The 24195-nt window shown below is 61.9% G+C and carries 18 protein-coding genes and 1 tRNA gene; 13 read left to right on the forward strand and 6 right to left on the reverse strand.

What is annotated here, in order from left to right:
• The first annotated feature begins 74 nt into the window (after positions 1 to 74).
• A complete protein-coding gene (uvrA, locus tag GOB93_RS10440) occupies positions 75 to 3068 on the forward strand; it encodes an excinuclease ABC subunit UvrA (protein ID WP_173583444.1) in 2994 nt (997 codons plus the stop codon).
• 159 nt (positions 3069 to 3227) lie between these two features.
• A complete protein-coding gene (locus tag GOB93_RS10445; protein ID WP_173583445.1) occupies positions 3228 to 3560 on the forward strand; it encodes a hypothetical protein in 333 nt (110 codons plus the stop codon).
• Positions 3561 to 3607: 47 nt separating this feature from the next.
• Here GOB93_RS10445 and GOB93_RS10450 read toward each other — a convergent pair whose 3' ends face one another.
• Positions 3608 to 4594, reverse strand: a complete 987-nt coding sequence (locus GOB93_RS10450; RefSeq protein ID WP_173583446.1) for a glycosyltransferase family 2 protein — start codon at positions 4592 to 4594, stop codon at positions 3608 to 3610.
• Complete coding sequence (locus tag GOB93_RS10455; protein WP_242010693.1) at positions 4584 to 4886, reverse strand: YggT family protein; 303 nt, start codon at positions 4884 to 4886, stop codon at positions 4584 to 4586. Before GOB93_RS10455 ends, GOB93_RS10450 begins: the two co-directional genes overlap by 11 nt.
• A gap of 166 nt (positions 4887 to 5052) precedes the next feature.
• Between GOB93_RS10455 and GOB93_RS10460 the strand changes: the two genes are divergently transcribed.
• The 3 genes from GOB93_RS10460 to GOB93_RS10470 all read left to right on the forward strand — a co-directional run bounded on the left by GOB93_RS10460 (position 5053) and on the right by GOB93_RS10470 (position 8671).
• A tRNA-Ala gene (locus tag GOB93_RS10460) sits at positions 5053 to 5128 on the forward strand.
• 410 nt (positions 5129 to 5538) lie between these two features.
• A complete protein-coding gene (locus GOB93_RS10465; RefSeq protein ID WP_173583447.1) occupies positions 5539 to 6063 on the forward strand; it encodes a DUF2501 domain-containing protein in 525 nt (174 codons plus the stop codon).
• 166 nt (positions 6064 to 6229) lie between these two features.
• Positions 6230 to 8671: a helicase-related protein gene (locus GOB93_RS10470; protein WP_173583448.1), complete on the forward strand. Its 2442-nt coding sequence runs from the start codon at positions 6230 to 6232 to the stop codon at positions 8669 to 8671.
• A gap of 348 nt (positions 8672 to 9019) precedes the next feature.
• On the opposite strand, the gene GOB93_RS10475 is transcribed toward GOB93_RS10470, so the two are convergent.
• A complete protein-coding gene (locus GOB93_RS10475) occupies positions 9020 to 10237 on the reverse strand; it encodes a glycosyltransferase family 4 protein (RefSeq protein WP_173583449.1) in 1218 nt (405 codons plus the stop codon).
• 263 nt (positions 10238 to 10500) lie between these two features.
• On the opposite strand from GOB93_RS10475, the gene GOB93_RS10480 reads away from it, so the two are divergent.
• From GOB93_RS10480 to GOB93_RS10495, 4 genes are all read left to right on the forward strand, one after another.
• On the forward strand, positions 10501 to 11379 hold the full coding sequence (locus GOB93_RS10480) for a tetratricopeptide repeat protein (protein WP_173583450.1): 879 nt from the start codon (positions 10501 to 10503) through the stop codon (positions 11377 to 11379).
• Positions 11376 to 12281 carry a glycosyltransferase family 9 protein gene (locus GOB93_RS10485; protein WP_173583451.1) on the forward strand — a complete coding sequence of 302 codons (906 nt, stop codon included), beginning with the start codon at positions 11376 to 11378 and terminating at the stop codon, positions 12279 to 12281. Before GOB93_RS10480 ends, GOB93_RS10485 begins: the two co-directional genes overlap by 4 nt.
• An 85-nt stretch (positions 12282 to 12366) precedes the next feature.
• Entirely contained in the window at positions 12367 to 14295 is a 1929-nt protein-coding gene (gene thrS, locus GOB93_RS10490; protein WP_173583452.1) for a threonine--tRNA ligase, read from the forward strand.
• 227 nt (positions 14296 to 14522) lie between these two features.
• Entirely contained in the window at positions 14523 to 15290 is a 768-nt protein-coding gene (locus GOB93_RS10495; protein ID WP_173583453.1) for a glycosyltransferase family 25 protein, read from the forward strand.
• Between the two features lie 34 nt (positions 15291 to 15324).
• Here the strand turns inward: GOB93_RS10495 and GOB93_RS10500 are convergent, their stop codons facing one another.
• Entirely contained in the window at positions 15325 to 15681 is a 357-nt protein-coding gene (locus tag GOB93_RS10500; RefSeq protein ID WP_173583511.1) for a zinc ribbon domain-containing protein YjdM, read from the reverse strand.
• Positions 15682 to 15930: 249 nt separating this feature from the next.
• Here GOB93_RS10500 and GOB93_RS10505 point away from each other — a divergent pair, with 249 nt between their 5' ends.
• Positions 15931 to 16188: a hypothetical protein gene (locus GOB93_RS10505; RefSeq protein WP_173583454.1), complete on the forward strand. Its 258-nt coding sequence runs from the start codon at positions 15931 to 15933 to the stop codon at positions 16186 to 16188.
• Between the two features lie 314 nt (positions 16189 to 16502).
• Here GOB93_RS10505 and GOB93_RS10510 read toward each other — a convergent pair whose 3' ends face one another.
• Together GOB93_RS10510 and GOB93_RS10515 are read right to left on the reverse strand one after the other, a co-directional pair.
• Positions 16503 to 17561 carry an aldose epimerase family protein gene (locus GOB93_RS10510; RefSeq protein WP_173583455.1) on the reverse strand — a complete coding sequence of 353 codons (1059 nt, stop codon included), beginning with the start codon at positions 17559 to 17561 and terminating at the stop codon, positions 16503 to 16505.
• Positions 17562 to 17660: 99 nt separating this feature from the next.
• Positions 17661 to 19115 carry a carbohydrate porin gene (locus GOB93_RS10515; RefSeq protein ID WP_242010694.1) on the reverse strand — a complete coding sequence of 485 codons (1455 nt, stop codon included), beginning with the start codon at positions 19113 to 19115 and terminating at the stop codon, positions 17661 to 17663.
• 325 nt (positions 19116 to 19440) lie between these two features.
• Here GOB93_RS10515 and GOB93_RS10520 point away from each other — a divergent pair, with 325 nt between their 5' ends.
• The 3 genes from GOB93_RS10520 (at position 19441) to GOB93_RS10530 (ending at position 23807) form a co-directional block, all read left to right on the forward strand.
• A complete protein-coding gene (locus GOB93_RS10520) occupies positions 19441 to 21912 on the forward strand; it encodes a glucose/quinate/shikimate family membrane-bound PQQ-dependent dehydrogenase (RefSeq protein ID WP_173583456.1) in 2472 nt (823 codons plus the stop codon).
• Positions 21913 to 22281: 369 nt separating this feature from the next.
• Positions 22282 to 23118 (forward strand): DUF3592 domain-containing protein, encoded by an 837-nt coding sequence (locus GOB93_RS10525; protein WP_173583457.1) that lies wholly within the window; start codon positions 22282 to 22284, stop codon positions 23116 to 23118.
• Between the two features lie 182 nt (positions 23119 to 23300).
• A complete protein-coding gene (locus GOB93_RS10530; RefSeq protein WP_173583458.1) occupies positions 23301 to 23807 on the forward strand; it encodes a GNAT family N-acetyltransferase in 507 nt (168 codons plus the stop codon).
• The last annotated feature ends 388 nt before the right edge of the window (positions 23808 to 24195 follow it).

Consider the following 24195-nt stretch of genomic DNA (forward strand, 5'->3'; position numbering starts at 1 on the left):
CCCGGCTGCCCTGTCCAAACCGGTTTTGCGTTCTATATCTTAACATCGGAATGACAGGACGACCGATCGCACCGATGACCGAAAAATCTTCTTTCAGCCACGCCATCCGGGTCAAAGGGGCCAGAGCTCATAATCTGAAATCGGTCGATGTCGATATTCCCCGTGACAGGCTGACGGTGATTACGGGTCTGTCCGGTTCGGGCAAGTCCTCGCTGGCGTTCGATACGATCTACGCGGAAGGGCAGCGGCGGTACGTCGAGAGTCTGTCCGCCTATGCGCGTCAGTTCCTGGAGCTGATGGGCAAGCCGGATGTGGACTCGATCGAGGGGCTTTCACCGGCGATTTCTATCGAGCAGAAAACGACCTCGAAAAATCCGCGCTCGACGGTCGGCACGGTGACGGAAATTCACGACTATATGCGCCTGCTCTGGGCGCGCGCGGGTGTGCCGTATTCTCCGGCCACCGGGTTGCCGATCGAGGCGCAGACGGTCAGTCAGATGGTGGATCGTGTTATGACGATGCCGGAGGGCACGCGGCTGATGCTGCTGGCTCCCGTGGTCCGCGACCGCAAGGGGGAATACCGCAAGGAGCTTGGCGAGCTTCAGCGGAAGGGTTTCTCCCGTGTGAAAGTTGACGGCACGCTCTACGAGATTGCCGATGTGCCGAATCTGAACCGCAAGCTCCGCCATACGGTAGAGGCGGTGGTGGACCGGATTGTCGTGAAGCCCGGGATCGAGAACCGGCTGGCGGACAGTTTCGAGACGGCGCTCGGGCTGGCGGACGGGATTGTCTATGCCGAGGAGGTGAAGCGCGACGCGGCGGAAGGCGAGCCGGCGGAACGGACGGTGTTTTCATCACGCTTCGCCTGTCCGGAAAGCGGTTTCACACTTGAGGAGATCGAGCCGCGTCTGTTCTCCTTCAACGCGCCGCAGGGCGCATGTCCGGCCTGTGACGGGATCGGGACGGAAACGTTTTTCGATCCGCATCTGATTGTGCCCGATGAGACGCTTTCGCTTGAGCAGGGCGCGATCGCGCCGTGGCGGAGTGAAAAAACGCCGCTGTTTGAACAGACTTTACGAAGTGTCGCCACCCATCTCGGTGTGAGGATGGATACGCCGTGGCGCGATCTGCCGGAGGATGTCCGCGCGACGCTGATGGACGGCACGGACGAGGATGTTCATTTCGTGTACCGTGATGGCGGAAAAAGTCACACGGTGACGAAACCTTTTGACGGTGTCATCGCGAATCTGCAGCGGCGGATGCGGATGACGGACAGTATCTGGGCGCGGGAGGAGCTGTCGCGCTATCAGTCCGACAAGCCATGTCATGTCTGTCATGGCGCGCGGCTGAAGCCGGAGGCTCTGTCTGTCCGGATCGCGGGTTTCAACATTGCGCAGGCCTCTGATCTGTCGATCCGTGCCGCGTTTGAGTGGTTTGATACCGTGCTGCCGACGCTGACACCACAGCGTGCGGAAATTGCCCGGCGTATTCTGCGGGAAATCACGGATCGTCTGAAATTTCTTGTTGATGTCGGACTGGATTATCTGACGCTGGCGCGGGGATCGGCGACGCTGTCCGGCGGCGAGAGTCAGCGTATCCGGCTGGCGAGTCAGATCGGGTCCGGGCTGACAGGCGTGCTTTATGTTCTCGACGAGCCGTCCATCGGACTGCATCAGCGGGACAATGAGCGGCTGCTCGGGACGCTGGAGCGTCTGAAATCTCTTGGTAATACCCTGATCGTTGTCGAACACGACGAAGATGCGATCCGCAGCGCGGACTGGCTGATCGATATGGGGCCGGGCGCAGGTGTGAAGGGCGGCACGGTGGTCGCGGCCGGCACGCCGGCGCAGGTTGCGGCGGATAAGGACAGTCTGACGGGCGCCTATCTTTCCGGGCGCAAACGGATCGAGGTGCCGGAGACGCGCCGGCCTTTCGACCCGAAGCGGATTGTGACCGTGCGTGGCGCCACCGGCAACAATCTGAAAGATGTGACCGCGCAGTTTCCGCTCGGGACGTTTACGTGCATCACCGGTGTGTCCGGCAGCGGAAAATCGACGCTGGTGATTGATACGCTCTACAAGACGCTGTCGCGCAATCTGATGGGATCGGGTCAGTCACCGGCGCCATGCGCGGGTGTGGACGGCATGGAACTGCTCGACAAGATCATCGATATCGATCAGTCGCCGATCGGGCGCACGCCGCGCTCCAATCCGGCCACCTATACGGATCTGTTCACGCCGATCCGCGACTGGTTCGCGGAACTGCCCGAGGCACGGGCGCGCGGATACAAGCCGGGCCGGTTTTCCTTCAATGTGAAGGGCGGACGGTGCGAGGCGTGTCAGGGCGATGGTGTTCTGAAGATCGAGATGCACTTTCTGCCGGATGTGTTCGTCACCTGCGATACCTGCAAGGGCGCACGGTATAACCGCGAGACGCTGGATGTGAAGTTCAAGGGCAAATCCATTGCCGATGTGCTGGCGATGAGCGTCGATGAGGCGCTGCCCTATTTCGAGGCGCAGACGCGCATCCGCGACCGGCTGGCGATCCTGCAGAAGGTCGGGCTCGGCTATGTCGCGCTCGGGCAGCAGGCGACGACGCTCTCCGGCGGCGAAGCGCAGCGTGTAAAGCTGTCGAAAGAGCTGGCGCGCCGGGCGACGGGGCGGACGCTGTATATTCTCGATGAGCCGACGACGGGTCTGCACACGGAGGATGTGCGCAAGCTGCTGGAAGTGCTGCATGCGCTGGTCGATCAGGGCAACACGGTTGTGGTGATCGAGCACAATCTGGAGGTCATCAAGACGGCGGACTGGATTCTGGATGTCGGGCCGGAGGGTGGCGATGGCGGCGGGCGCATTGTGGCGGCGGGCACGCCTGAGGATATCGCGGCCTGTCCGGAGAGCCATACCGGGCGTTTTCTGAAGCCGTTGCTTGGCGACAGTCTGAACACAATTTCAAACGAAGCGCCGGTCAGCGGAGAGGCGCGGAAAAAGCCGGTGAAAAAGCAGGCCGGAAAGAAAGCGGCAGCAAAGCCGGCGGCCGGGACGCGACGGCGCGCAAAGGTGACCTGACGGAACGGGAAGACTGTCGCGGCGTTGGATAACCGTGGCCGGCAGCCGCAACGCAGGCCGGATCGGTAAACCGGAACAGCCCTGATACGGCCGGAAGGGAAACAGCGCTTCCCGTCAGGATGGGCTCCGGCATGAAAGACGAAAAGAAAGGAACGCCTCATGTCTGATGACGCAGAAGCCGGAAAGCACGCCAGAGCCCGCGAACTGGCTGAGGCTGCTCTGCGCGCCGAAGCAAAAGGCGATCAGATCCTGGCCGATAAATTGCTTGATCAGGCGGAAAACACGGACCCGGAGGCCGTCGAAAACGTCCTGCGTGACAGCCTGGATGAGCCGACGCGTCTGCATCACAGGCACGCGAAACCTTCCGATGCGGATTTTGGAGATGATGTCGCCGTCGCCGCCATGACCCGCACGGTCGAACCGGGTTCCGATGCTCCCGACCGCGCCGGCATCACGCAGAGCGGCAGCGGAGCCGATAACGAGCGCCGCTAGCTTTCTCAGCCAGAGCGGGCCGGAAACAGCAGCACCGTCATTCCCGTTCAGGCGGCGGGATCGTCCGGAGCCGAAGGCGCCCGATACGACAGATATGCCAGACGCTTCAGCTCCAGACGTCCCAGCGCCACGCTGTCCAGGATCAGACCACAGGACATCGACAGGGCCGCAAGCATCATCAGCCCCGTGGCGAGTACCGCGGTCGGCAGGCGAGGCACCTTTGCGGTGCGCAGATATTCCACGATGACCGGGAAACCGAGGATCAGCCCCAGCAGGCCGAACAGACCGCTGAGGATGGAGAAGAACATCAGCGGTTTTTCCTGCTTCACCAGCACCACGATGGTCCACAGAATGCGGAAACCGTCATGATACGTCCGCAGCTTTGAGACGGACCCCGCCGGACGCTCGACATACTGCGTCGGCAGTTCCGCGACAGGCATGCCCAGTTCGAGCGCATGCACCGTCAGTTCGGTCTCGGTTTCGAAACCGGACGACATGGCCGGAAAGGATTTCACGAAGCGTCGGGAAAACACACGATAGCCGGACAGCATGTCGGAAAGACGCTTGCCAAAAATCGCCGTGACAAGCCCCGTCAGCACCCGGTTGCCAAGCTGATGACCCGGACGATACGCAGCGACCCGGTCCGTCACGCGGGCAGCGTTCACCATGTCCAGCTTTTCACGCTGCGCCAGTCCGATCAGCGCCGGCGCGGCCGCCGCCTCATAGGTCGCATCCCCGTCAACCAGGACGTAGAGATCCGCCTCGATATCCGCAAACATGCGGCGGACGACATTGCCTTTCCCCTGCAACTGCTCCTGCCGCACAATCGCCCCGGCGGCGCGGGCGACGCTCACCGTGTTGTCGGTCGAGTTGTTGTCATAAACATAGACGCGGGCTTGTGGCAGCGCGGTCAGGAAATCCCTGACCACGATCCCGATCGCCGCTTCTTCGTTATGACAGGGCACAAGAACCGCGATCCGCGGAGACGCTCCGGCTTCCGTCAGAACCGGGCCGGCCGCCCGATTATCCGGCATAGGCCGCCATTGTCAGCCTGATGACCATGGGTTCGACCAGATATCTCAGCACAAGAAGAAGAATGAGCGGAGAGAGGTCGACATTGCCCAGTGCGGGCATGATCCGGCGAATCGGATTCAGGACCGGCTCGACCAGCCTGTTCAGGAAGTCCCCGACCTGCCAGACAATCCGGTTGCGTCCGTCAAGCACACCGAATGAATACAGCATGCTGAAAATACAGTACACGAAGATCACGCCTTCGTAGAGACTAAGCAGTGTCAGAATGATGCGACACAGACCAAACAGCAGCAAAATCCGATCCTTCCGAAGGCCGTTCAGGCAGATTTTCCTGACAGGCGGCGACTGAATTCCGGACCCTACAGAGAGGCCCCGGCCCAGACAATATGGCACTGTGGCCCGACGACGCCTGAGATGGCTTGACACGCCGCCTGTCAGGGTTATGTATCCACGTCAAGGCGGGGCTGTAGCTCAGATGGGAGAGCGCCTCGTTCGCAATGAGGAGGTCAGGGGTTCGATTCCCCTCAGCTCCACCAGCCGCCTTAAACTTCCCTTGTATAAATATATCGCCCGGACCGGTCATCCGAACACAGCCTTCCTCCCTGGGGCGGGAAGACGCAGTGTCGTGCAGCGTATCCTCTGAACTCAGATCCGGAACACAGCGGCATGATGACGCTGCCACAATATCGGCAATTCTTCCGCCGATATCAAATGACGGCCACAAAGCAATAATCGCCTGATTATCGAAAAACACACAGTAACGCGATACGGTTCCGGTGGTTGCAGCCATATCAGACAGATCCGGATCGCAAAAAATCGCAACCCATCCAGTAAAACTTTTTCTGCTCCCACGCTTTAATGCCGCAAGACGGTCAGCGATATCGCTGTGTTGTTCTGTATAACCGGTACAGATGTCGGCTGACCAAAGGCAGAAAGGTTGATTATTATGTTTGGTTCCAGACAGCTTGCTCTTCTCGCATCCTGCGGACTGGTCGTCGCATCCTTCGGCGCGGCTCACGCTCAGACGACACAGCCAGTCCCTGCCGGCACCACCCTTCCTGCCGCGCCCCCCGGTTCCGTTCCTGTGACCAATCCCGCCGACGCCGCATCGGCTCCGACAAGCCCCGGCGCCCAGATTGTTAACGGTGTGACCGGTGCCAGCACAGCGGCAACGCCGGGCGCGGTCGGCGCGGGAGGAATGCCCTCCATCGATAACGCCAGCACGGGAAATGTCGCGGGTCTGCTGTATTACTGCGTGAATAAGAAATACACGTATGGCACCACCACGCGCAGCGTCGGCCGCGCCCTCGCAAAGCGGCAGGACGTGAAGAACGATCAGGGCTATTCCCTGGGTGGTCAGGGACTGCTGCAGAACGGCACTTCGACGCCGTTTGATATTTCGACGCTGGATAAATCCCGGCGCGTGAAACTGTGCAGCGACCTGACGAAAAAAGGCCAGACCATGGAGTAACGCCTGGGGGAGCAATGCCCCGGGGATAACGTCCGGCCCGGTCGGGCGTTATCCTGGCCCTGAAGACCAGATCCCCCAGAGGCTCCATCTCTGAGGGATCTGCCATGTACGGCCCGCCCGAAGCCGGCCATTGCCCGGACCGGCATGATCGCGCACACTTGAACGTATGAACACGCCGAACGGCTCCGCGCCTCCTCCGACCGAAGCGCCCGACACAGACCCGGTCCGCGATACCGCCTCGCCCGCCAGAGCAGCGCTCGACTCCGCTGTGCAGCGCACCGGACTGAGCATCGCGCCCCGTGAGGAAACCGCTCTTCTGCGCCGGATCAGCCGCGCCCTTACCCCCGGCGCGCGGGACGTGCCGGACGAGGTCTTCCGCGCCGCCCTCTGCGCCGTCAGACGGAAACGATGGGCCTCGCGCCTGATGGACCTGACTCGCCGGGAAGGACGGATCTGGATCTCGCGTGAGGATATGGAACAGGCCGTCGCCGGCATCACCGACCCCTCCGCGTCTGATCCCGCTCTGCTGATCGCCCTTGAGCCGGTCATGGCAAACCGCTTCCGCGATCTGGGCCAGACCCCGCGCGCGGCGCTGGAAGCAATGAAGGCCGACCTGCTCGACACCGGCCGCGTTCTCTCCGCCGCCCAGACCACCCGGCTCGCGGACGAAATCGCCGGCGCCTTCAGCCTGTCGGACCGCGCCCGCTTCGTCGGTGGCGTGCAGCAGGAAGCCGAACACCGCGCCCGCACCGAAGAGACGATCGAGCGCACCGCGAAAGCCCGCCGCGAAAGCGAGGAACAGCGGCTGAAAGAGTGGGAAAGCAGTCTCGTCCGCTTCCAGGACGTGCCCCGCCTGCTCCACTGCTCCCATCGCGAAGCCCTGCGCTGGATCGCCGAAAACCGCCTTCCTGTCGCCCGCCGTGTCCGTCAGCCGGAAGGGCAGGAACTCTGGGAATTCGATCCCGTCGAAATCATCGCGCTCCGTCCGCTTCTGCCGGAATGGCGGCGCAGCATTCCGGGCGGCGGTTCGGAAGGCGGCGAGCGGAAAGAACGGCAGGGCAGGGGCCGTGACCGGCGTGAAACCACGCTCCCCGAACCCCCGAAAGTCGGAAAACACGTCGCCAACGCCGTCATCGCCCGCGTCGCCGCGCTCGACCGCTACGCCGCCCATTTCCGCACCGCCCGCGCCCTGACCCGCCGGATCACGCTGATCACCGGTCCCACCAACAGCGGCAAATCCCACATGGCGCTGGATGCCCTGGCCCGCGCCGAAAGCGGCCTCGCCCTCGCCCCGCTTCGCCTTCTCGCGCACGAATTCCGCGAAGCCCTGGCCGCGCGTGGCACCGAAGCCTCGCTCGCGACCGGCGAAGAGCGGATCATCGTCCCCGACAGCCGCCACCTTGCCGCCACCGTTGAAATGTGCCCGTTCAACAACCCCGTGGACGTCGCCATCATCGACGAGGCGCAGATGCTCTTCGACCCCGATCGCGGCGCCGCATGGACCGCCGCCATCATGGGCGCCCCGGCCAGGCATCTCTATATTCTCGGCGCGCCGGATTGCATCCCCATGGTCAGGCGCATCGCCGAACTCTGCGGCGATCCGGTCGATGAGGTCTCGCTGGAGCGCAAGAGCCCGCTCCGCGCCGCCTCCTCCACTGTCCGCCTCAACGATCTCCGCGCCGGCGACGCCCTGATCGCCTTCTCCCGGCGAGAGGTTCTCGATCTCCGCGCCGCCCTCATGGAGCGCGGCCGCCGCGTGGCTGTCGTCTACGGCGCTCTCAGCCCCGAGGTCCGCCGAGCGGAAGCCCAGCGGTTCAACTCCGGCGCCGCCGATATCCTCATCGCCACCGACGCCATCGGCATGGGCCTCAACCTCTCCATCCGTCGCGTCGTGTTCGCCTCGCTGCGCAAGTTCGACGGGCGCCAGACCCGCGATCTCTCCGTGCAGGAAGTCAAGCAGATCGGTGGCCGCGCCGGTCGCTACGGCAAGCATGAGGACGGCATCGTCGCCGTGCTCGCCGATGCCGGCAGCCCGCGTTTCATCCGCGAACGGCTCAATGCGCATCCCGAGCCGCCGGAGGAACTCCGCCCCTACGTCCAGCCGGACGCCGACATCGTCCGCGCCATTGCGACAGAGATCGACTCGGACAGCCTGTATGGCGTCCTCGCGCGCATTCGCCGCGCCGTCCTCCGTCATGACGACCCGAATTACCGTCTCGCCGACATGGAGCAGCCCTTCGCCATCGCCTCGGCGCTGGAAGGCGTCGAAGGTCTGGATCTGACGCAGCGCTGGACCTACGCCATGTGCCCCGTCGACGACCGCGACAACGGCATCCGCCGCCTCGTCGGCTGGGCCGCCGACCACGCCGCCGGCATCCGCGTGCCGCCCCCGGGCACAGGTCGCCTCCCGCCGCCCGACCGTGCCGGCCGCGAGGAGCTTGAACGCGCCGAAAAACGCCACAAACGCCTCGTCGCCTGGCGCTGGCTGGCCCTGCGCTTCCCGGATTTCTATCCCGACCGTGACGACGCCGAGGACGCAACCCGCACACTCAACGACTGGATCGAAAGCGTCCTCCGCCAGCAAAGCCGCGCCCGCACCAGGCGCTGAGGGCGTCTTTGCCTCAGGACTCTTTCCGTAAGGACCAGCGTTTCATATTGGGGCGGTCTCTCAGGGCTCTGCCCTGAAACCCGGCAGGGACCGCAGGCCCCTGCACCCCGGTTTGTTTATAAAATGGTTTGCAAAGGTCCGTGACCTTTGCCGGGTCCGGGCAGAGCCCCGATATCGTCCCACAGGAAACAGCGTTTCACGTTGGGGCGGCCTTCTCAGGGCTCCGCCCCGAACCCCGGCAGGGACCGCAGGCCCCTGCACCCCGGTCTGTTAAAACAAAACGGTTTGCAAAGGTCCGCGACCTTTGCCGGGTCCGGGCAGCGCCCGGAACCTCCCCACAAAGATCCTTCAGAGAAGCGACGCACCCTGCTCCACCAGAGCGCAGGCTTCCTCATCCACCCCTGCCAGCGCGGTCCCCAGCAGCTCGTCGTAAACCCCCAGCGTGGCCTGCTGCATCGCTTCGGTCGTGTAACCGTCAAGAACGCTCTGCCGCGCCCGCAGCCCCATCGCCGCGCGCTGATCATCGGACGCCTCCAGCGTGCCGGCGATCATCTCCCCCAGTGCCCGTGCATCGCCCGGCGGAAACAGAAGCCCCGTCTCGCCATGAACGACCGTCTCCATCGCTGCGCCATGAGCCGCGACGATCACAGGACGCGCCATGGCCTGCGCCTCGACCACAACCCGCCCGAACGGCTCCGGCTTCAGCGACGGCACCACCACCAGCTCAGACAGCGCCAGCGCCGCCGGTATATCGGCGCAATGACCGCCAAACCGCACCTGATCAGCCAGCCCCAGCCGGTCGACCTGCTCTTTCAGCGCGTCCGGATAACCCGACCTGTCCGGCGCCGACCCGATGAACACACAGACCCAGTTGCGGCCGGTCCACCCTTCCCGGACCATCGTCGCCAGCGCATCGAGCAGAAGACTCTGCCCCTTCCACTCCGTCAGCCGGCCGGGCATCAGAATGACAGGCACGTCTTCCGCAATGTCCCACGCATCCACCAGCGCCTGAACGCGGTCGCCGCGCACCAGCTCAGGACTGAACTGCCGCGTATCCGCCCCGCGCGGAATCACACGAAGCCGGTCCGGACCCACATCGTAATCCTGCATCAGCCGGTCCCCGATGAACTGACTGATCGCAATGACCCGGTCTCCCGACGCCAGCACGGAATTATACGTCTTCTTGCCCGGAAAACTCTCGCTGTGCACGCCATGCCACGTCGTCACAAACCGCACGGAGCGCGACCGCGTCGCCAGCCGGGCCGCCCAGGCCGGCGCGCGGGAACGGGCATGCACCAGCCCGACATTCTCCGAGGCGATCAGAGACCGCAGACGCCCCGCGTTGCGCAGAATGGCATAGGGAGACTTGTCGCCCAGACTGAGCGTAATATGCCGCCCGCCATAATATTCGATCTTGGGAACAAGCCGCCCGCCGGCGCTGGCCACCAGCGCCTCGCCACCCGCGCGGGTAATGGCCTCGACCATCTCGATGGTCCCGCGTTCAACCCCTCCTGCGTCGAGAGCGGGCAGCACCTGAAGAATGACGGGACGAGGCGACATAACCATAGTTATGCACGCCTAGCATGGTCTGGCCGACCCTGCATCCGCAACGACACATGAAGCCCGATCTTAAAGCACCGAACATGCCAATAAATCGTTAAAACCGGCGCCCGGCAGCCATGCGACGTAACACTTGACCACGGCAGGCAGGACGCGGTCCAATACCCCTGATGGAAGCCCGCCTTCAGTCAGCCCCCGCGACAGCATGCGTCCCGGCGATGGTCTCCGCTGTAAAGCCCCGCCATGAACGGCTGTCACAGGGCAGAGCGATGAAACACGCTCCCCTCATGACAGGGTTTATCGCCTGCGCCGTTCTCGCCTGCGCCACACCCGCCCTCGCCGCCGCACCACACGGAAAAACCATCACCCCGCCTCCGCTGCCCCCCTTCTCCTTCTCCGACTGCCTGGCGCTGCTGGATGACGATCCGTCCGATGTCAGCGATTACGTCGCCAGCCACAGCCATACCGGCAGCGAACGCGACGTCACGCATTGCGAAGCCCTGTCCGATGTCCTGTCCGGAGATTTCACCGGCGGCGCCACCAGGCTCGATACCCTGGCCCATGACGCTCCCCGCAGACCGGAAGAAGACGCCACGGCCGAGGAACGTGCGGATGTCGCCGCCGACGCCGCCCGCGCCTGGCTCGCCGCCGGCCTCGCCCGCCAGGCCGAAGACTCCGCCGCCTACGGTCTCACCCTCGCCCCGGACTCCGTCGCCCTGCGCCTCATCCGGGACCGCGCCCTCCTCCGCCTGGGCCGGCCGGACGCCGCGCTGACCGACCTCACCAGCCTCTCGTCCAACCCGCTTTTCGCGCCGGAAACACATCTGCTGAAAGCTCAGGCCGAACATGAAACCGGCCATTTCGAGGCCGCCCGCGCCGATATCGACACCGTCCTCGCCGTCACACCGGACGACCCGGCCGCCCTGCTGGAGCGCGGCATCATCCGCCAGCGCCTCGGCAATCTCCCCGGCGCGAAAGAAGACTGGGAGCAGGTCGTGGCGCTGTCCCCTGATTCCCACGAGGCCGATCTGGCGCGACAGGACCTGGATGTCCTGGCCTCTGACCCGGATTCCGCCACCGTCCACACGGACACGGCCGCCAACCAGACCACCACCCCGCCCGGACAGGCCGCGCCAGCCCACCCATGAGCCAGCGCATTCTGGTGATCAGGCTCGGCGCGCTGGGCGATTTCGTGCAGTCCTTCCCGGCGTTTCAGGCGATTCGCACCCACCATCCGGATGCCCGCATCACCCTGCTGACCACTGCCCCGTTCCGTTCCCTGGCGGCGGCAAGCCCCTGGTTTGACACCATCGAGACCGATACCCGCCCGAAACTGTCCGACCGGCGCGGCATGAAACGCCTGAAAGCGCAGCTCTCCGGCTTCGACCTGATCTACGACCTCCAGACCTCCGGCCGCTCCACCTGGTATTACCGCCTCGCCGGCCGTCCCGCCTGGTCCGGCATTGCCCGCGGTGCCTCCCTGCCACACGCCAATCCCTGGCGCGACGAGATGCACACCCGCACCCGCCAGCGGGACCAGCTCCGCATGGCCGGCATCGCGGAGGTCCCCGAGCCGGACCTCTCATGGCTCGCGAAACAGGGACCTCTTATCGAAACCCCGTACGCGCTGCTCGTCCCCGCCGCCGCCCCGCACCGCCCCGGAAAACGCTGGCCCGCCGACCGTTACGCCGCCCTCGCCGTCCGCCTGGCGGAACGAGGCATCCGCCCCGTCATCATCGGCACCGCAGAGGATAATGGCCTCGCCGTCACCATCCGCGCCCGCTGCCCGCAGGCCCTCGATCTCACCGGCAAAACCACCCTGCCCGAACTCGGCGGCCTCTGCGCCCGTGCCGCCCTCGCCGTCGGCAACGACACCGGCCCCATGCACCTGGCCGCCGCCATGGGATGCCGGTCGGTCGTCCTGTTCTCGGCCGAAAGCGACCCCGCCCTCACCGCACCGCTCGGCCGCGCGCCCGGACAGGTCAGCGTGATCAGGGTCAACGATATGGCAACTCTTTCCGTGGACAGGGTTGTCTCGGCTACCGGCTGACGCCATTAAAGTCCGCTGTTCGTGAAACGACCGTCAGTAAGGCCGTTTCAGTCTCATCATCGCCTGTATGACCGGAGCGCTCACCATGCCTGCCATAACCCTGCCAGACGGATCCGTTCGCCAGTTTGACGGGCCGGTCACGGGCACGGAGATCGCAGCCGCCATCGGCCCCGGTCTCGCTAAAGCCGCCCTCGCCATCGAGGTCGACGGCCAGCTTCGTGACATCTCCCGCCCGGTCGAACACGACGCGTCCATCCGCTTCATCACCCGCAAGGATGAAGCCTCGCTGGAAATGATCCGTCACGACGCCGCCCACGTCCTCGCCGAGGCCGTGCAGTCGCTGCATCCCGGCACCCAGGTCACCATCGGCCCGTCGATCGAAAACGGCTTCTATTACGATTTCTATCGCAACGAGCCCTTCACCCCGGAAGATTTCCCCGCCATCGAACAGCGGATGCGCGAGATCGTCGCGGCGAAAGAGCCCTTCACCCGTGAGGTCTGGGACCGCAACGACGCCATCAGATTCTTCGAGGACCGTGGCGAGCGCTTCAAGGCCGAACTGATCCGCGACCTTCCTGAAGACGAGCAGATCTCGATCTACCGTCAGGGCGAATGGCTCGACCTCTGCCGCGGTCCCCATCTGCGCAGCACCGCCGATGTCGGTACCGCCTTCAAACTGATGAAGGTCGCCGGCGCCTACTGGCGCGGCGATCACCGTAACCCGATGCTCACCCGCATCTACGGCACCGCCTGGCGCGACCAGAAGGAACTGGACGCGTATCTCCACCAGCTTGAGGAGGCCGAGCGCCGCGATCATCGTCGCATCGGCAAGGAGATGGACCTCTTCCACATCCAGGAAGAAGCCGTCGGCCAGGTCTTCTGGCACGCCAAGGGCTGGCGTCTCTACACCGCCCTGCAGGACTACATGCGCCGCGCCCAGACCCGCGCGGAGTATGAGGAAGTCCGCACACCCCAGCTCGTGGACCGCGCCCTGTGGGAAGCCTCCGGCCACTGGGACAAATACCGTCACCACATGTTCATCGCCACCGTCGAGGATGAGGACAAGACCCTCGCCCTCAAGCCGATGAACTGCCCCTGTCACGTGCAGATCTTCCGCCACGGCCTCCGCTCCTACCGCGAACTGCCGCTGCGCATGGCCGAATTCGGCGCCTGCCACCGCTATGAGCCGTCCGGCGCTCTGCACGGCATCATGCGCGTGCGCGGCTTCACCCAGGACGACGCCCATATCTTCTGCACCGAAGATCAGATCGCGGACGAGACCGTGCGTTTCGTCGCCATGCTCTCGGAAGTCTATAAAGACCTCGGCTTCGAGCATTTCCGCGTCAAATTCGCCGACCGTCCGGAAGCCCGCGCCGGCTCTGACGAAACCTGGGACAAGGCCGAAGCGGCGCTGAAGGAAGCCTGCGAGACCGCCGGTGTCGAATACGAATACAACCCTGGCGAGGGCGCCTTCTACGGCCCGAAACTGGAGTTCGTCCTGCGCGACGCCATCGGCCGCGACTGGCAGTGCGGCACCCTCCAGGTCGATCTCGTCCTCCCCGAGCGTCTCGACGCCAGCTATATCGGTGAGGACAGCGCCCGCCACCGTCCCGTCATGCTCCACCGCGCCATCCTCGGCTCGTTCGAGCGTTTCATCGGCATCCTGATCGAGCAGCACGCCGGCAAATTCCCGCTCTGGCTGGCCCCGGTCCAGGTCGTCGTCGCCTCTATCGTCACGGATGCCGAACCCTACGCGAAAGAGGTCACAGCTCAGCTTCGCAAGGCCGGCCTCACCGTCGAGGCCGATACCCGCAACGAAAAGATCAACGCCAAAATCCGCGAGCACAGCCTGGCCCGCGTGCCCGTCATCCTCGTGGTCGGGCGCAAGGAAGCCGAAGCCGGCACCGTCGCCATGCGCCGCCTCGGCGGCGCCGAGCAGCAGATCCTGCCGCTCGCCGAAGCCGTGACGCTGCTCGCGGAAGAAGCAAAAGCGCCTGATCTGAAACGCGGCTGATCGTCCTTCTGCCGGGGCTGTTCTCAGGGCTCCGCCCCGAACCCCGGCAGGGCCCGCAGGCCCCTGCACCCCGATCTGTTAAATAAAATGGTTTGCAAAGGTCCGCGACCTTTGCCGGGTCCGGGCAGCGCCCGGAAATCTCCCCGCAAAGACCACCGCCTCACAGCGTAATGAATTCAAAAGATTTCTGTGTTTCTGTTCATCTCCTGAATGTCAGGAGCCTGCCGATGAACCCGGTTCTCAAAGTCATCACTCTGGACAGAACGCCCTGGAGATTTGAGGCGTTTCGTCGCGCCAGCCCGAACATCCCGGTCGAGCGGATTTCCGCCTGTGACGGAAGCCGCCTGAATGTCGCGGCCTGTGCGCGCAGCGGCCTGTTCTCCGGGACGCTCCGCTACGGAGCCGGAGCAATGGGCAGCGCCGTCTCCCATATCTCCCTGTGGCAGGACTGCGCGAAGGGTGTCGTCCCGTTCCACATCGCGGAAGATGACGCCCTGATCCGGGACGATTTTTTCAAACAGGCTTCCACCATTCTGAACCGCAGACCCGGCTGGGACATCGTCCTGTGGAGCTATAATTACAACTGGCCCGTCGCGCTCCGCCCCGCGTCAGGCACCGCCCCTGTCGTTCTGAACGGCCCGGACGGCGACCCCGCCAACATCCGCAGTCAGAAAGCGGAATTTCAGGCTGGCCGGAGAGAGCCCGTGCTGCTGCCGCTCATTTCCGCAGCCGGCATTGGCTGTTATTCCATCTCACCGCAGGGCGCCGGAAAACTGCTGAAAGCCTGCCTTCCTCTCGCACAGAAACCGGCCCGCTACGCCCTCGATGCCGGAACGGACTGGATCAATGGCGCGCTGGACGTCGAAATGTCGCGCCATTACGAAAAACTGGAAGCCTTTCTGGCCTTCCCGCCGCTCGCGCTGATGGTGAATGACGAAACCGCTTCCACAATCCGCGGCCGTCATCGCGCTGAGGCCGAGCCTGTGCCCGCGTAACAGATCAGACGACCAGGAGCGCAACGGAGCTTCGTCAGGCTTTCCGCACGAACTCCGATTTCAGGTTCATCGCCCCGATCCCGCTGATTTTGCAGGCGATATTGTGTCCGTCATGACCATCGGTGAGGCGAATATTCTTCACCCTCGTCCCGGCCTTGACCACCAGGGACGATCCTTTGACCTTCAGATCCTTCGTCACGATCACGGAACAGCCGTCTTCCAGCACATTGCCTCCCGCGTCGCGAACCACGTCGTCCGCCGCACCTGTGTCGCTGCCCTCTGCGGCTGTTTCCGGATTCCATTCCAGCCCGCATTCGGGACAGTTCCACAGAGCCCCATCCTGCCAGACATGCTCACAGCCGCATTCCGGACATTTCAGTTCGGTATCCATCATAAAACCTTATTATTTCCCGAAACCGCCCGAAGCAGAAATACGGGACGTGGAATACAGGAAGGCATCCCCTGAAAAACGGCCTGATTTCCGCATCCTGCCGCCGGCGGGGACGCCCGCCACGCCGTCGCTCATACTGTCCCTGACGACCGGCAGAAACCCCAGGGCACGTCCTTATTATTGTTTTCTCTCTTCCTTTTGGCCCTCATCCCGCATACCTCACAAATCTGAAGCGAAGAGGATACCGCCATGAGCGACGATGAAGACGATGTGATCGTAGGATACCTGATCCAGCGCGAGTACGAGGAAGACGAGTTCGATTTCTGGGACCCGGAAAACGAGTGGCAGGACGATCCTAACGAAGCCAAACTCTACGAAACGGAAGAAGAAGCCGAGCGCGACGCAAAGGCTCTCCAGTCCGAAGACGCCTCCATGGAAATCTCCGTCGCCGTCGTGATCGAGGACGACGAAGAGGATGATGAGGACGAAGACGAGGACGAAGAGTAAGACCGCAGGCATATCCGGGCTCTGCCCGGACCCGGCAAAGGTCACGGACCTTTGCAAACCGTTTTATAAACAAACCGGGGCGCAGGGGCGTGCGGTCCCTGCCGGGTTTCAGGGCAGCGTCCTGAGAATGCCGCACGACGTGAAGCGCTGCCCCTGAGGGAAAAACCGGGCTCTGCCCGGACCCGGCAAAGGTCGCGGACCTTTGCAAACCATTTTATAAACAAACCGGGGTGCAGGGGCCTGCGGTCCCTGCCGGGTTTCAGGGCAGCGCCCTGAGAGGAACCCCCACTGGCCCTGACCGGCCCCTCAGAACCCTACCGCACCACGCCAAACTGAAACACGGTCGTGTAATCGAACGTCTCCCCTGGCTGCAGCACCGTCGTCGGAAACTCCGGATGGTTCGGGGAATCCGGATAATGTTCGGCCTCAAAGGCGATGGCGTCGGTCTGGCGGTAGGCTCGCCCGGACGGTCCCGCATATGCGCCATCCAGCGAGTTGGAGGTGTAGACCTGAAGCCCCGGCTGTGACGTCAGCACCGTCAGCGTCCGGCCTGTCGCCGGGTCCTCCAGATGCGCTGCCTGACGCGGTGTCCCGCCATAATCGCCGTTGATCACCCAGTTATGGTCATACCCCCGCGCGAACATCATCTGCGGATGATTGCTGCGCAGCCACTCGCCGATGACATGCGGCTCCCGGAAGTCGAACGGCGTGCCCGCAACCGGTGCAATCTCGCCTGTCGGGATCGAGGTCCTGTCCGTCGTCGCCCGGTAATGCAGCGTCAGCCGGTCTGAATCGTCAAGAATGTAATCGACATGCACCGTCAGCGTGCCGGGGAAGCCCTCGTCGCCATCCGGACTCACCAGAGTCAGTTCGGCGCCGGAAGCATGTGACAGCCCGTCCAGCCGGCGCACGCGCCACAATTTCTTGTCGAACCCGCGCAGACCGCCATGCAGCGAATTCGGCGGCGCCGTGACCGCGACGTGATGTTCCACGCCGTTGAGGGTGTAGGTGCCTTTCGCAATCCGGTTGGCATACCGCCCGATCAGCGCCCCGAAAAACAGACCGCCTTTCGCGCTGTCGACCGCGTAGCCCTTCAGATCAGGGAAGCCCAGGACGATATCGGCCATCGCACCATGCCTGTCCGGGGTCCGGATCGCTGTGATGATCCCACCATAAGATGTAAAACTGACGGTCACGCCATGCATGTTCCGAAGCGTGAAGAGATCGGCCTTTCCGCCATCGGGCAGAGCTCCGAAATCGGCTTTTTCGAAGCGCGGCGCGGCCTCCGCCCGGCCGGGGAAGGTGCCGGAACCAAGAAGCGTCGCGGTCAGGGCGCCAAGTGCGAGACGGGGGGAAAGACCGGAAAAGTGCATGGGCTGAAAATCCTCTGATCCGGATGAGAACATGTCACGAAAGATCTGTTTCCCATGCTGACGAAACTGTGTGCGGCCGCCCGGACCGCCGGTTTACCGTCAGAACGTCAGAGCCGTTTCGAAATCGAGAATATACGCGTTGGGATAACGGTTTGTTCCGCCCGGATGCCAGAGATACTGCATGCCGGGCCGGATCGTCGCCCACGGCGTCGGCCGCCAGCCATAGTTCAGTTCCAGCGAGTTTTCCTGGGAGGGTTTGTAAGCCTGTTCCCCGAGTGACTGCAGATAGCGCGCATAATCCGTCAGTTTCGGATTCACGACGAGAAACTTGCCGCCAAGACTGACCGTGTCATCCGGGCGGCCGGGAAACGTTCCCTTGCGGATGATGCCCCATGTCGCGAAATACGGCGCAAGAGCGGTGCGCGGATCGCCCCAGATGAAGCTGCCGAAAATAACGGTGCCCTGCGCACTGCCATCGTGATCGCGCTGGATCATCTGGTCGCCCTCGAACCAGCCGCCATAACGGCCCCGGACGGATTCATCGGGCAGACTGACCAGGGCCACGTTCGACGGCTCGAAGGTGGTGATGTGCGTGGTGACGATCTTCACCTCGGATGTGTCCCAGTAGCCGCCGACCTTAATGTTTTCGGGCAACGCGCCATGCTCGTCGGTGTCACCGGTTTTCCAGCCGAGCTGAAACGGCAGATAGGTTCCCGTGGAATCGCCGAGGCCCAGTTTCCAGCCATTATGGGTGTTCGAAATCGTGTTATCGACGTTGTAGACGCCGGCGGAGACAAGCAGGCGCTCGGTGCCCAGCGGATAGAGCTTCAGATAAGCGCCGGGATGGGCCGTCGGGTACCAGCCATAGCCGGAATTCATCGCCAGAGACTGTGGCATGCCGCAGACTGCGTTGGTCTGGAACTGACAGTAAATCGACATGCCCCAGTGCGTCGTTGACTGGGCGAAATCGTTTTCCGTGTTGACCCAGCCGGCCTCCATATCGGCATAGCGGCCGAAACGGTGCTCAAGGGACCAGCGCGTCAGACGCACCGTCTCGCCCGATCCGAAAATCTGCTGCACGGAGTCCAGAGCCGGCAGGATCGACGTGCCGAGCCCGAGCCCGGCCCGCTCCGTGATGAGCAGATGCATGATCCCGATGTCGTGTCCGGTCAGTTTTCTGAAATCGATATCGGCTCCAAGCCCGAATTCATGGGCGTAGCGCACCGCCTGCGCCCTGCCGCCGACCGGATTGCCGGAGGTGTCTTCCAGATAATGACCCAGAATGGTGACGCCCCGGTCCTCCAGCCACTGACGGCGGCCGCCCCAGTCTCCGGTCATGGTGCTGCCACGGATCCATTCTTCATAACTTTCCGGAAAAATCCCGTGGTAACCGGGAGAAACCGGAACAGGGGCCGAATGTGACGTCGTGGGGGCGGAGACTGCGGAAGAAGGCCTGACCGTCGCCGGCTGGCGGCGCAGCGGCGTGCGCGAGGCATATCCGCCGGTGCGGGGCGGCGTGCGTTCCGGACTGTCAGGATGGACGGAATCCGCCATGGATGACGGGCCGTGGAAAAAACTGGCCAGACACGTAAAAACGCAATATATTCTCTGATGTTTTGCGATATTCATCCGTTTCGAACGTGCTCCCGGAAGCGGAGTCCACGAAGAGAGAATTCAATAGTCTGAAATATTCCGGGTAAAAAAGTCCATCGGATGTTTCAGGATTAAATTTAACTTCACGCCGGAACTTTATGTCCTGTCCCGAAACCCATACGGCGCATCAGGCGTAAATCGTCGCGGCAAAAGTAGTCGTTGACAAATCAGATGCGGCTCATCTCTTTTCTTACCGATCCATAATGTTCTGAACAGGTTTTTCTTAATGACGACAAGAGCTGACAGGCCGGGCCTCATCCTGGCCGCAACAGCCATCGTAACGGGCCTTCTGGGGCTGATCCTTGCCAGCGGCGGCGGCTGGCTCGCCTCCCTTGGCGGGTCGCTTTACTATGTGATCTGCGGCATCGTGCTGCTCGTCACCGCAGCCCTCCTCTGGAAACGCCGGGCCGAAGCCTGGTGGCTTTATGCCGCTCTTGTCTTCGCGACCCTGATCTGGGCCGTCGCCGAAGCCGGGTTCGATTTCTGGACCCTCGCGCCGCGTGGCGATGTCATTCTGCCGCTTGGCCTCTGGCTGCTTCTGCCTTTCGTCACGAAAGATCTGGGCCGCCGTGCCACGGCCGCACGCCTCCCGCTTGCCGCCGGTATACTTGCCGGCATTGCCGTGTTTGGCTTCGCGCTTACACAGGACCCGCAGGATCTTCCGGGCACCCTGCCGCAGGCCAGCGGTCCGGTCACGCCGGGCGATGCGCAGGAAGTCGCGAACGCCGACTGGGGCGCCTATGGCCGCACGCAGTTCGGTGACCGTTACTCGCCGCTTGCCCAGATCACGCCGGCCAATGTGAAAAACCTGAAAGTCGCCTGGACCTTCCGGACCCATGATCTCAAGGGGCCGCACGACCCCGTCGAGATCACGGCGGAAGTTACCCCGATCAAAATCCATGACACGGTCTATCTGTGCTCGCCGCATCAGATCCTGTTCGCGCTGGATGCCGCCACCGGACAGCAGCGCTGGAAATTCGATCCGAAAATCTCCTTCGACCCGACCTTTCAGCACATGACCTGCCGCGGCGTGTCCTGGGCCGCGACGCCGGTCGAAAACATCTCCACCGATACCGCTCCGGGCGCCACCCCGGGCGTCACTCCGGGCACTGCGCCGGAAGCCGGGCCGGACAGCATCCCGCCCGCGCCTGCTACGCCTGATAACTGCCCGGAGCGCATCTTCCTTCCGACCAATGACGGCCGCCTGTTCGCCCTCAACGCCAAAGACGGCGAGCGCTGCCATGCGTTCGGAAAAGACGGCGTCGTCGATCTGACCGAAGGCATGCCCATGAAGGAGCCGGGCTTCTACGAGCCCACCTCCCCGCCGGTGGTGACCAGCAAGGTTGTCATCATCTCCGGCGCCGTAACGGATAACTATTCGACGCATGAGCCTTCCGGTGTCACCCGCGCCTACGATCTGCGCACCGGCCAGCTTGTCTGGGCCTTCGATCCCGGCAACCCGGACCCGAACGAGATGCCCTCCGCGACGCATCATTTCGTGGCGAATTCGCCGAATTCCTGGATCACCTCCTCCTATGACCGCAATCTGAACCTGATCTACATTCCGACAGGTGTGGCGACGCCCGATATCTGGGGTGGCCGCCGCACGCCGGATCAGGAACGCTATGCTTCCGGTATTCTCGCCCTTGATGCGGATACCGGCAAAAAGGCCTGGTTCTACCAGACGGTCCATCATGATCTGTGGGATATGGACATTCCGGCCCAGCCGAGCCTGGTCGATATCCATCGCCCTGACGGCACGGTCATTCCCGCACTCTATGCCCCGGCGAAAACGGGCAATATCTTCGTGCTGGACCGCCGCACCGGCGCGCCGGTCGTGCCTGCACCGGAAACCGCCGTGCCGCAGGGGGCAGCGCCTGGCGATCATGTCTCGGCCACCCAGCCTTTCTCGGAACTGACCTTCCGCCCGAAGAAGAATCTGACGGACGCCGACATGTGGGGCGCCACGATGTTTGATCAGATGATCTGCCGCATCATGTTCAAGTCGATGCGGTATGAAGGCCCGTTCACGCCGCCGTCCCTGCAGGGCACGCTGGTCTTTCCGGGGAATCTCGGCATGTTCGAGTGGGGTGGTCTCGCCGTCGATCCGGTGCGTCAGGTGGCGTTCGCCAACCCGATCGCCATTCCTTTCGTCTCGCATCTGATCCCGCGCGGTCCGAACAATCCGCCTGAGCCGACCCCGGCCGGTGGCCCTTCCGGTTCGGAAAGCGGTGTGCAGCCTCAGTACGGCACGCCCTATGGCGTCGATCTGCATCCGTTCCTGTCGCCCTTTGGTGTGCCCTGCAAACAGCCCGGCTGGGGCTATGTCGCGGGCATCGATCTGAAGACGAACAAGATCACGTGGATGCATCGCAACGGCACGACGCGCGACAGCTCTCCGCTGCCCTTCGGTTTCAGGGTCGGCATTCCCTCCCTCGGCGGGCCGATTACGACGGCTGGCGGTGTGGCGTTCCTGACCTCCACGGCGGATTACTACATCCGTGCGTATGATGTGACGTCCGGGCAGCAGCTCTGGGAGGATCGTCTCCCGGCCGGCGGCCAGTCCACGCCGATGACCTATGAGCAGAACGGACGTCAGTATGTTCTGACTGTCGATGGTGGTCATGGGTCGTTCGGCACGAAGCTGGGGGATTATGTCGTCACCTATGCTCTGCCGGATCAGAAGGACACGCACTGACGGCTGCTGTTCTCCTCCTGCCTTTTTGGCAGGGGGATTTTCAGAGGGGCTCGTCCCTTTCGCCGGGTAAGAGAGACAGGTTCTCCGGCGCCGTTCGCAAAGCGTGAGATCATGCAGAGCTCTGCCCTGCACCTGGAAGGGGTCGCGGACCCCTTCACCCCTTTAAGCAGGGGGATTATGTCGTTTGCGACTATGCCTGCTTACGCCTGCATGGCGATCGTATAATCGTTCATTTTTATTTTCCGAAAGCAGGCAACGACTTAGCCATTTTATTGGTCTGGTAAAATACACGGAAGGCAGAGCCGCTTTCTTTCACTGTCCCTCGCTTCCTGATACCTGTATTCCGGCTAAGGGAAGTCAGATAGCAACATGTCCATTCTTCCAGAGAGCTGGAAACTCCCATCAGAACTTGATCAGCCCATACCTCGGCAGGTTACCCGGCTTTCAGTGTTCGGTTTTAATTTCCGGGTGACGCTGGGGGTATTTGTCGGGATCTGGGCTTTTCTTGTTGTTATTATATATTTTGTTTCATTCGTTCATTTTCGTAAAATTGAAGAACATGGCATAATTACTTCTGCGACAATTAGCAGCGTTTACATAATAAAGAAACGCCGTGGGGTTGTTTGCGGCATCGACTACTCTTTTCAGTCAGATACAGGCCGTCTCATCTATAAAAACGGTTCAGGAGACCGCATGCCGCCCTGTAATCACAGGGTCGGAGATTCAATCCCGATCATTTATCTTCCCAGGGAGCCGGCTGGAAACCGTCCTCTTGCCAGCCTGGAAGACTCAAAGCATTCCCTGTTCGCACTATACATGGGACTGGCTGCTTTCTTTCCTGCCATTACCGGTCTGGCGATTACACTCACAGTTATACGGCAGCGCAGGGAGGTCGATTTACTCCGATACGGACATGCCACACAGGGCCGGATCAGAAACACAGAAATCCGACGTAAGCGTTATCGTCGGATCCTTCGTGTATTTTACGTTTATCGCGATGCCGATGGAAAAACACATGAGCATCATCGTGATTTCGAACTCGCTTCGGGGGACAACGGCGCCTCCATTCTCGAAAGAGTTTATAACAACACAACCGTGCTTTATTACCCGGATAATCCCTCCTCAGCTTTTCTCTATCCAGCTGATTTAGTGATATGCAGCAAAAACGATAAACCGAGGAACGGAGTGTCCGGGGCTGAGGGATGAGACTGACCTTCCTGAATAGTCTGTCAGCTATATGCGCGGACGGCAGACCGAATACGCTCTGATGTGAGACACTGATGGGGGTTTCCGTCTGCCCCATGGCGGACAAATCGATTCTTCATAAACAGGGTAACAACCGCTCTCACACCTTTTGTTTTTGGCAGTAAGCGGACGCAGGACCGGGTATGAGAAAAATATCGCTTAGGAAAGTCTGTCGGCAGGATGCAGAAGAGCTTATTAAAGCCAATACTGAGAACCGTCTTTATCACGCTCCCTGGGTTCAGCCTTTTATAACTCAGGAAGGCTTTGATACCTGGTTCGATGAGCAGATGTCTGGCGCCAATATAGGGTTTATAGCCCGAGACCCGGATACCGGAAGTATTACAGGCGTTACGCATCTCAGTCAGATTTTTATGAGGGGCTTTCAAAATGCTTATCTGAGCTATTATGGAATGATCAGGTTCGCCGGACACGGGTTGATGACGAAAGCCGTGCGCCTGACAGTGCAGGCTGCTTTCAATGACGTGGGATTGCATCGCCTGGAAGCAAATATCCAGCCCGAAAATATGAAATCCATAGCGCTCGTCCGAAGACTCGGATTCCGTAATGAAGGATTTTCCCCGCGTTATCTTCGCATAAACGGAGAATGGCGCGATCATGAGCGTTGGGCATTGCTACGGGACGAACGTTAATTTTCGAGCGTTTGCCAGTCCCCATTTCCTGTGCTCAGGCCTCATTCTTTGAGATAGAAGATGAAGCTTGCTGTGAAGTGGATTGCTGACATGAATGTATGAGCACACTCCTCCACGAGTGCCTGCAAATCGCAAAGCGCTGCTCAGCTCAATGAATTAACAGGTCCTGAGTCTGGTTTACTTTCGCCCTGTTCTGTTGACTCTGCATATCATAATTCGCGAGTAACACCCGGCACAAATAACCGCCAGCCAGAACCATCCAATGAGCAATAGTGGAACCCATACAAACAAAAAACCAAATACAAATTTTATATTATCCGCATGAGAATGCGTATTATAAAAATATTTAAAATGCGTTGCATGCACATATAAGAGAAATAAAATACTC

Source organism: Acetobacter musti (assembly GCF_011516835.1).
Classification (GTDB): Bacteria; Pseudomonadota; Alphaproteobacteria; order Acetobacterales; family Acetobacteraceae; genus Acetobacter; species Acetobacter musti.

Coding starts and splice junctions, on each gene's coding strand:
- uvrA (WP_173583444.1), top strand. CDS start 75: ATGACCGAAAAATCTTCTTTCAGCCACGCCATCCGGGTCAAAGGGGCC.
- GOB93_RS10445 (WP_173583445.1), top strand. CDS start 3,228: ATGTCTGATGACGCAGAAGCCGGAAAGCACGCCAGAGCCCGCGAACTG.
- GOB93_RS10450 (WP_173583446.1), bottom strand. CDS start 4,594: ATGCCGGATAATCGGGCGGCCGGCCCGGTTCTGACGGAAGCCGGAGCG.
- GOB93_RS10465 (WP_173583447.1), top strand. CDS start 5,539: ATGTTTGGTTCCAGACAGCTTGCTCTTCTCGCATCCTGCGGACTGGTC.
- GOB93_RS10470 (WP_173583448.1), top strand. CDS start 6,230: ATGAACACGCCGAACGGCTCCGCGCCTCCTCCGACCGAAGCGCCCGAC.
- GOB93_RS10475 (WP_173583449.1), bottom strand. CDS start 10,237: ATGGTTATGTCGCCTCGTCCCGTCATTCTTCAGGTGCTGCCCGCTCTC.
- GOB93_RS10480 (WP_173583450.1), top strand. CDS start 10,501: ATGAAACACGCTCCCCTCATGACAGGGTTTATCGCCTGCGCCGTTCTC.
- GOB93_RS10485 (WP_173583451.1), top strand. CDS start 11,376: ATGAGCCAGCGCATTCTGGTGATCAGGCTCGGCGCGCTGGGCGATTTC.
- thrS (WP_173583452.1), top strand. CDS start 12,367: ATGCCTGCCATAACCCTGCCAGACGGATCCGTTCGCCAGTTTGACGGG.
- GOB93_RS10495 (WP_173583453.1), top strand. CDS start 14,523: ATGAACCCGGTTCTCAAAGTCATCACTCTGGACAGAACGCCCTGGAGA.
- GOB93_RS10500 (WP_173583511.1), bottom strand. CDS start 15,681: ATGGATACCGAACTGAAATGTCCGGAATGCGGCTGTGAGCATGTCTGG.
- GOB93_RS10505 (WP_173583454.1), top strand. CDS start 15,931: ATGAGCGACGATGAAGACGATGTGATCGTAGGATACCTGATCCAGCGC.
- GOB93_RS10510 (WP_173583455.1), bottom strand. CDS start 17,561: ATGCACTTTTCCGGTCTTTCCCCCCGTCTCGCACTTGGCGCCCTGACC.
- GOB93_RS10515 (WP_242010694.1), bottom strand. CDS start 19,115: ATGGCGGATTCCGTCCATCCTGACAGTCCGGAACGCACGCCGCCCCGC.
- GOB93_RS10520 (WP_173583456.1), top strand. CDS start 19,441: ATGACGACAAGAGCTGACAGGCCGGGCCTCATCCTGGCCGCAACAGCC.
- GOB93_RS10525 (WP_173583457.1), top strand. CDS start 22,282: ATGTCCATTCTTCCAGAGAGCTGGAAACTCCCATCAGAACTTGATCAG.
- GOB93_RS10530 (WP_173583458.1), top strand. CDS start 23,301: ATGAGAAAAATATCGCTTAGGAAAGTCTGTCGGCAGGATGCAGAAGAG.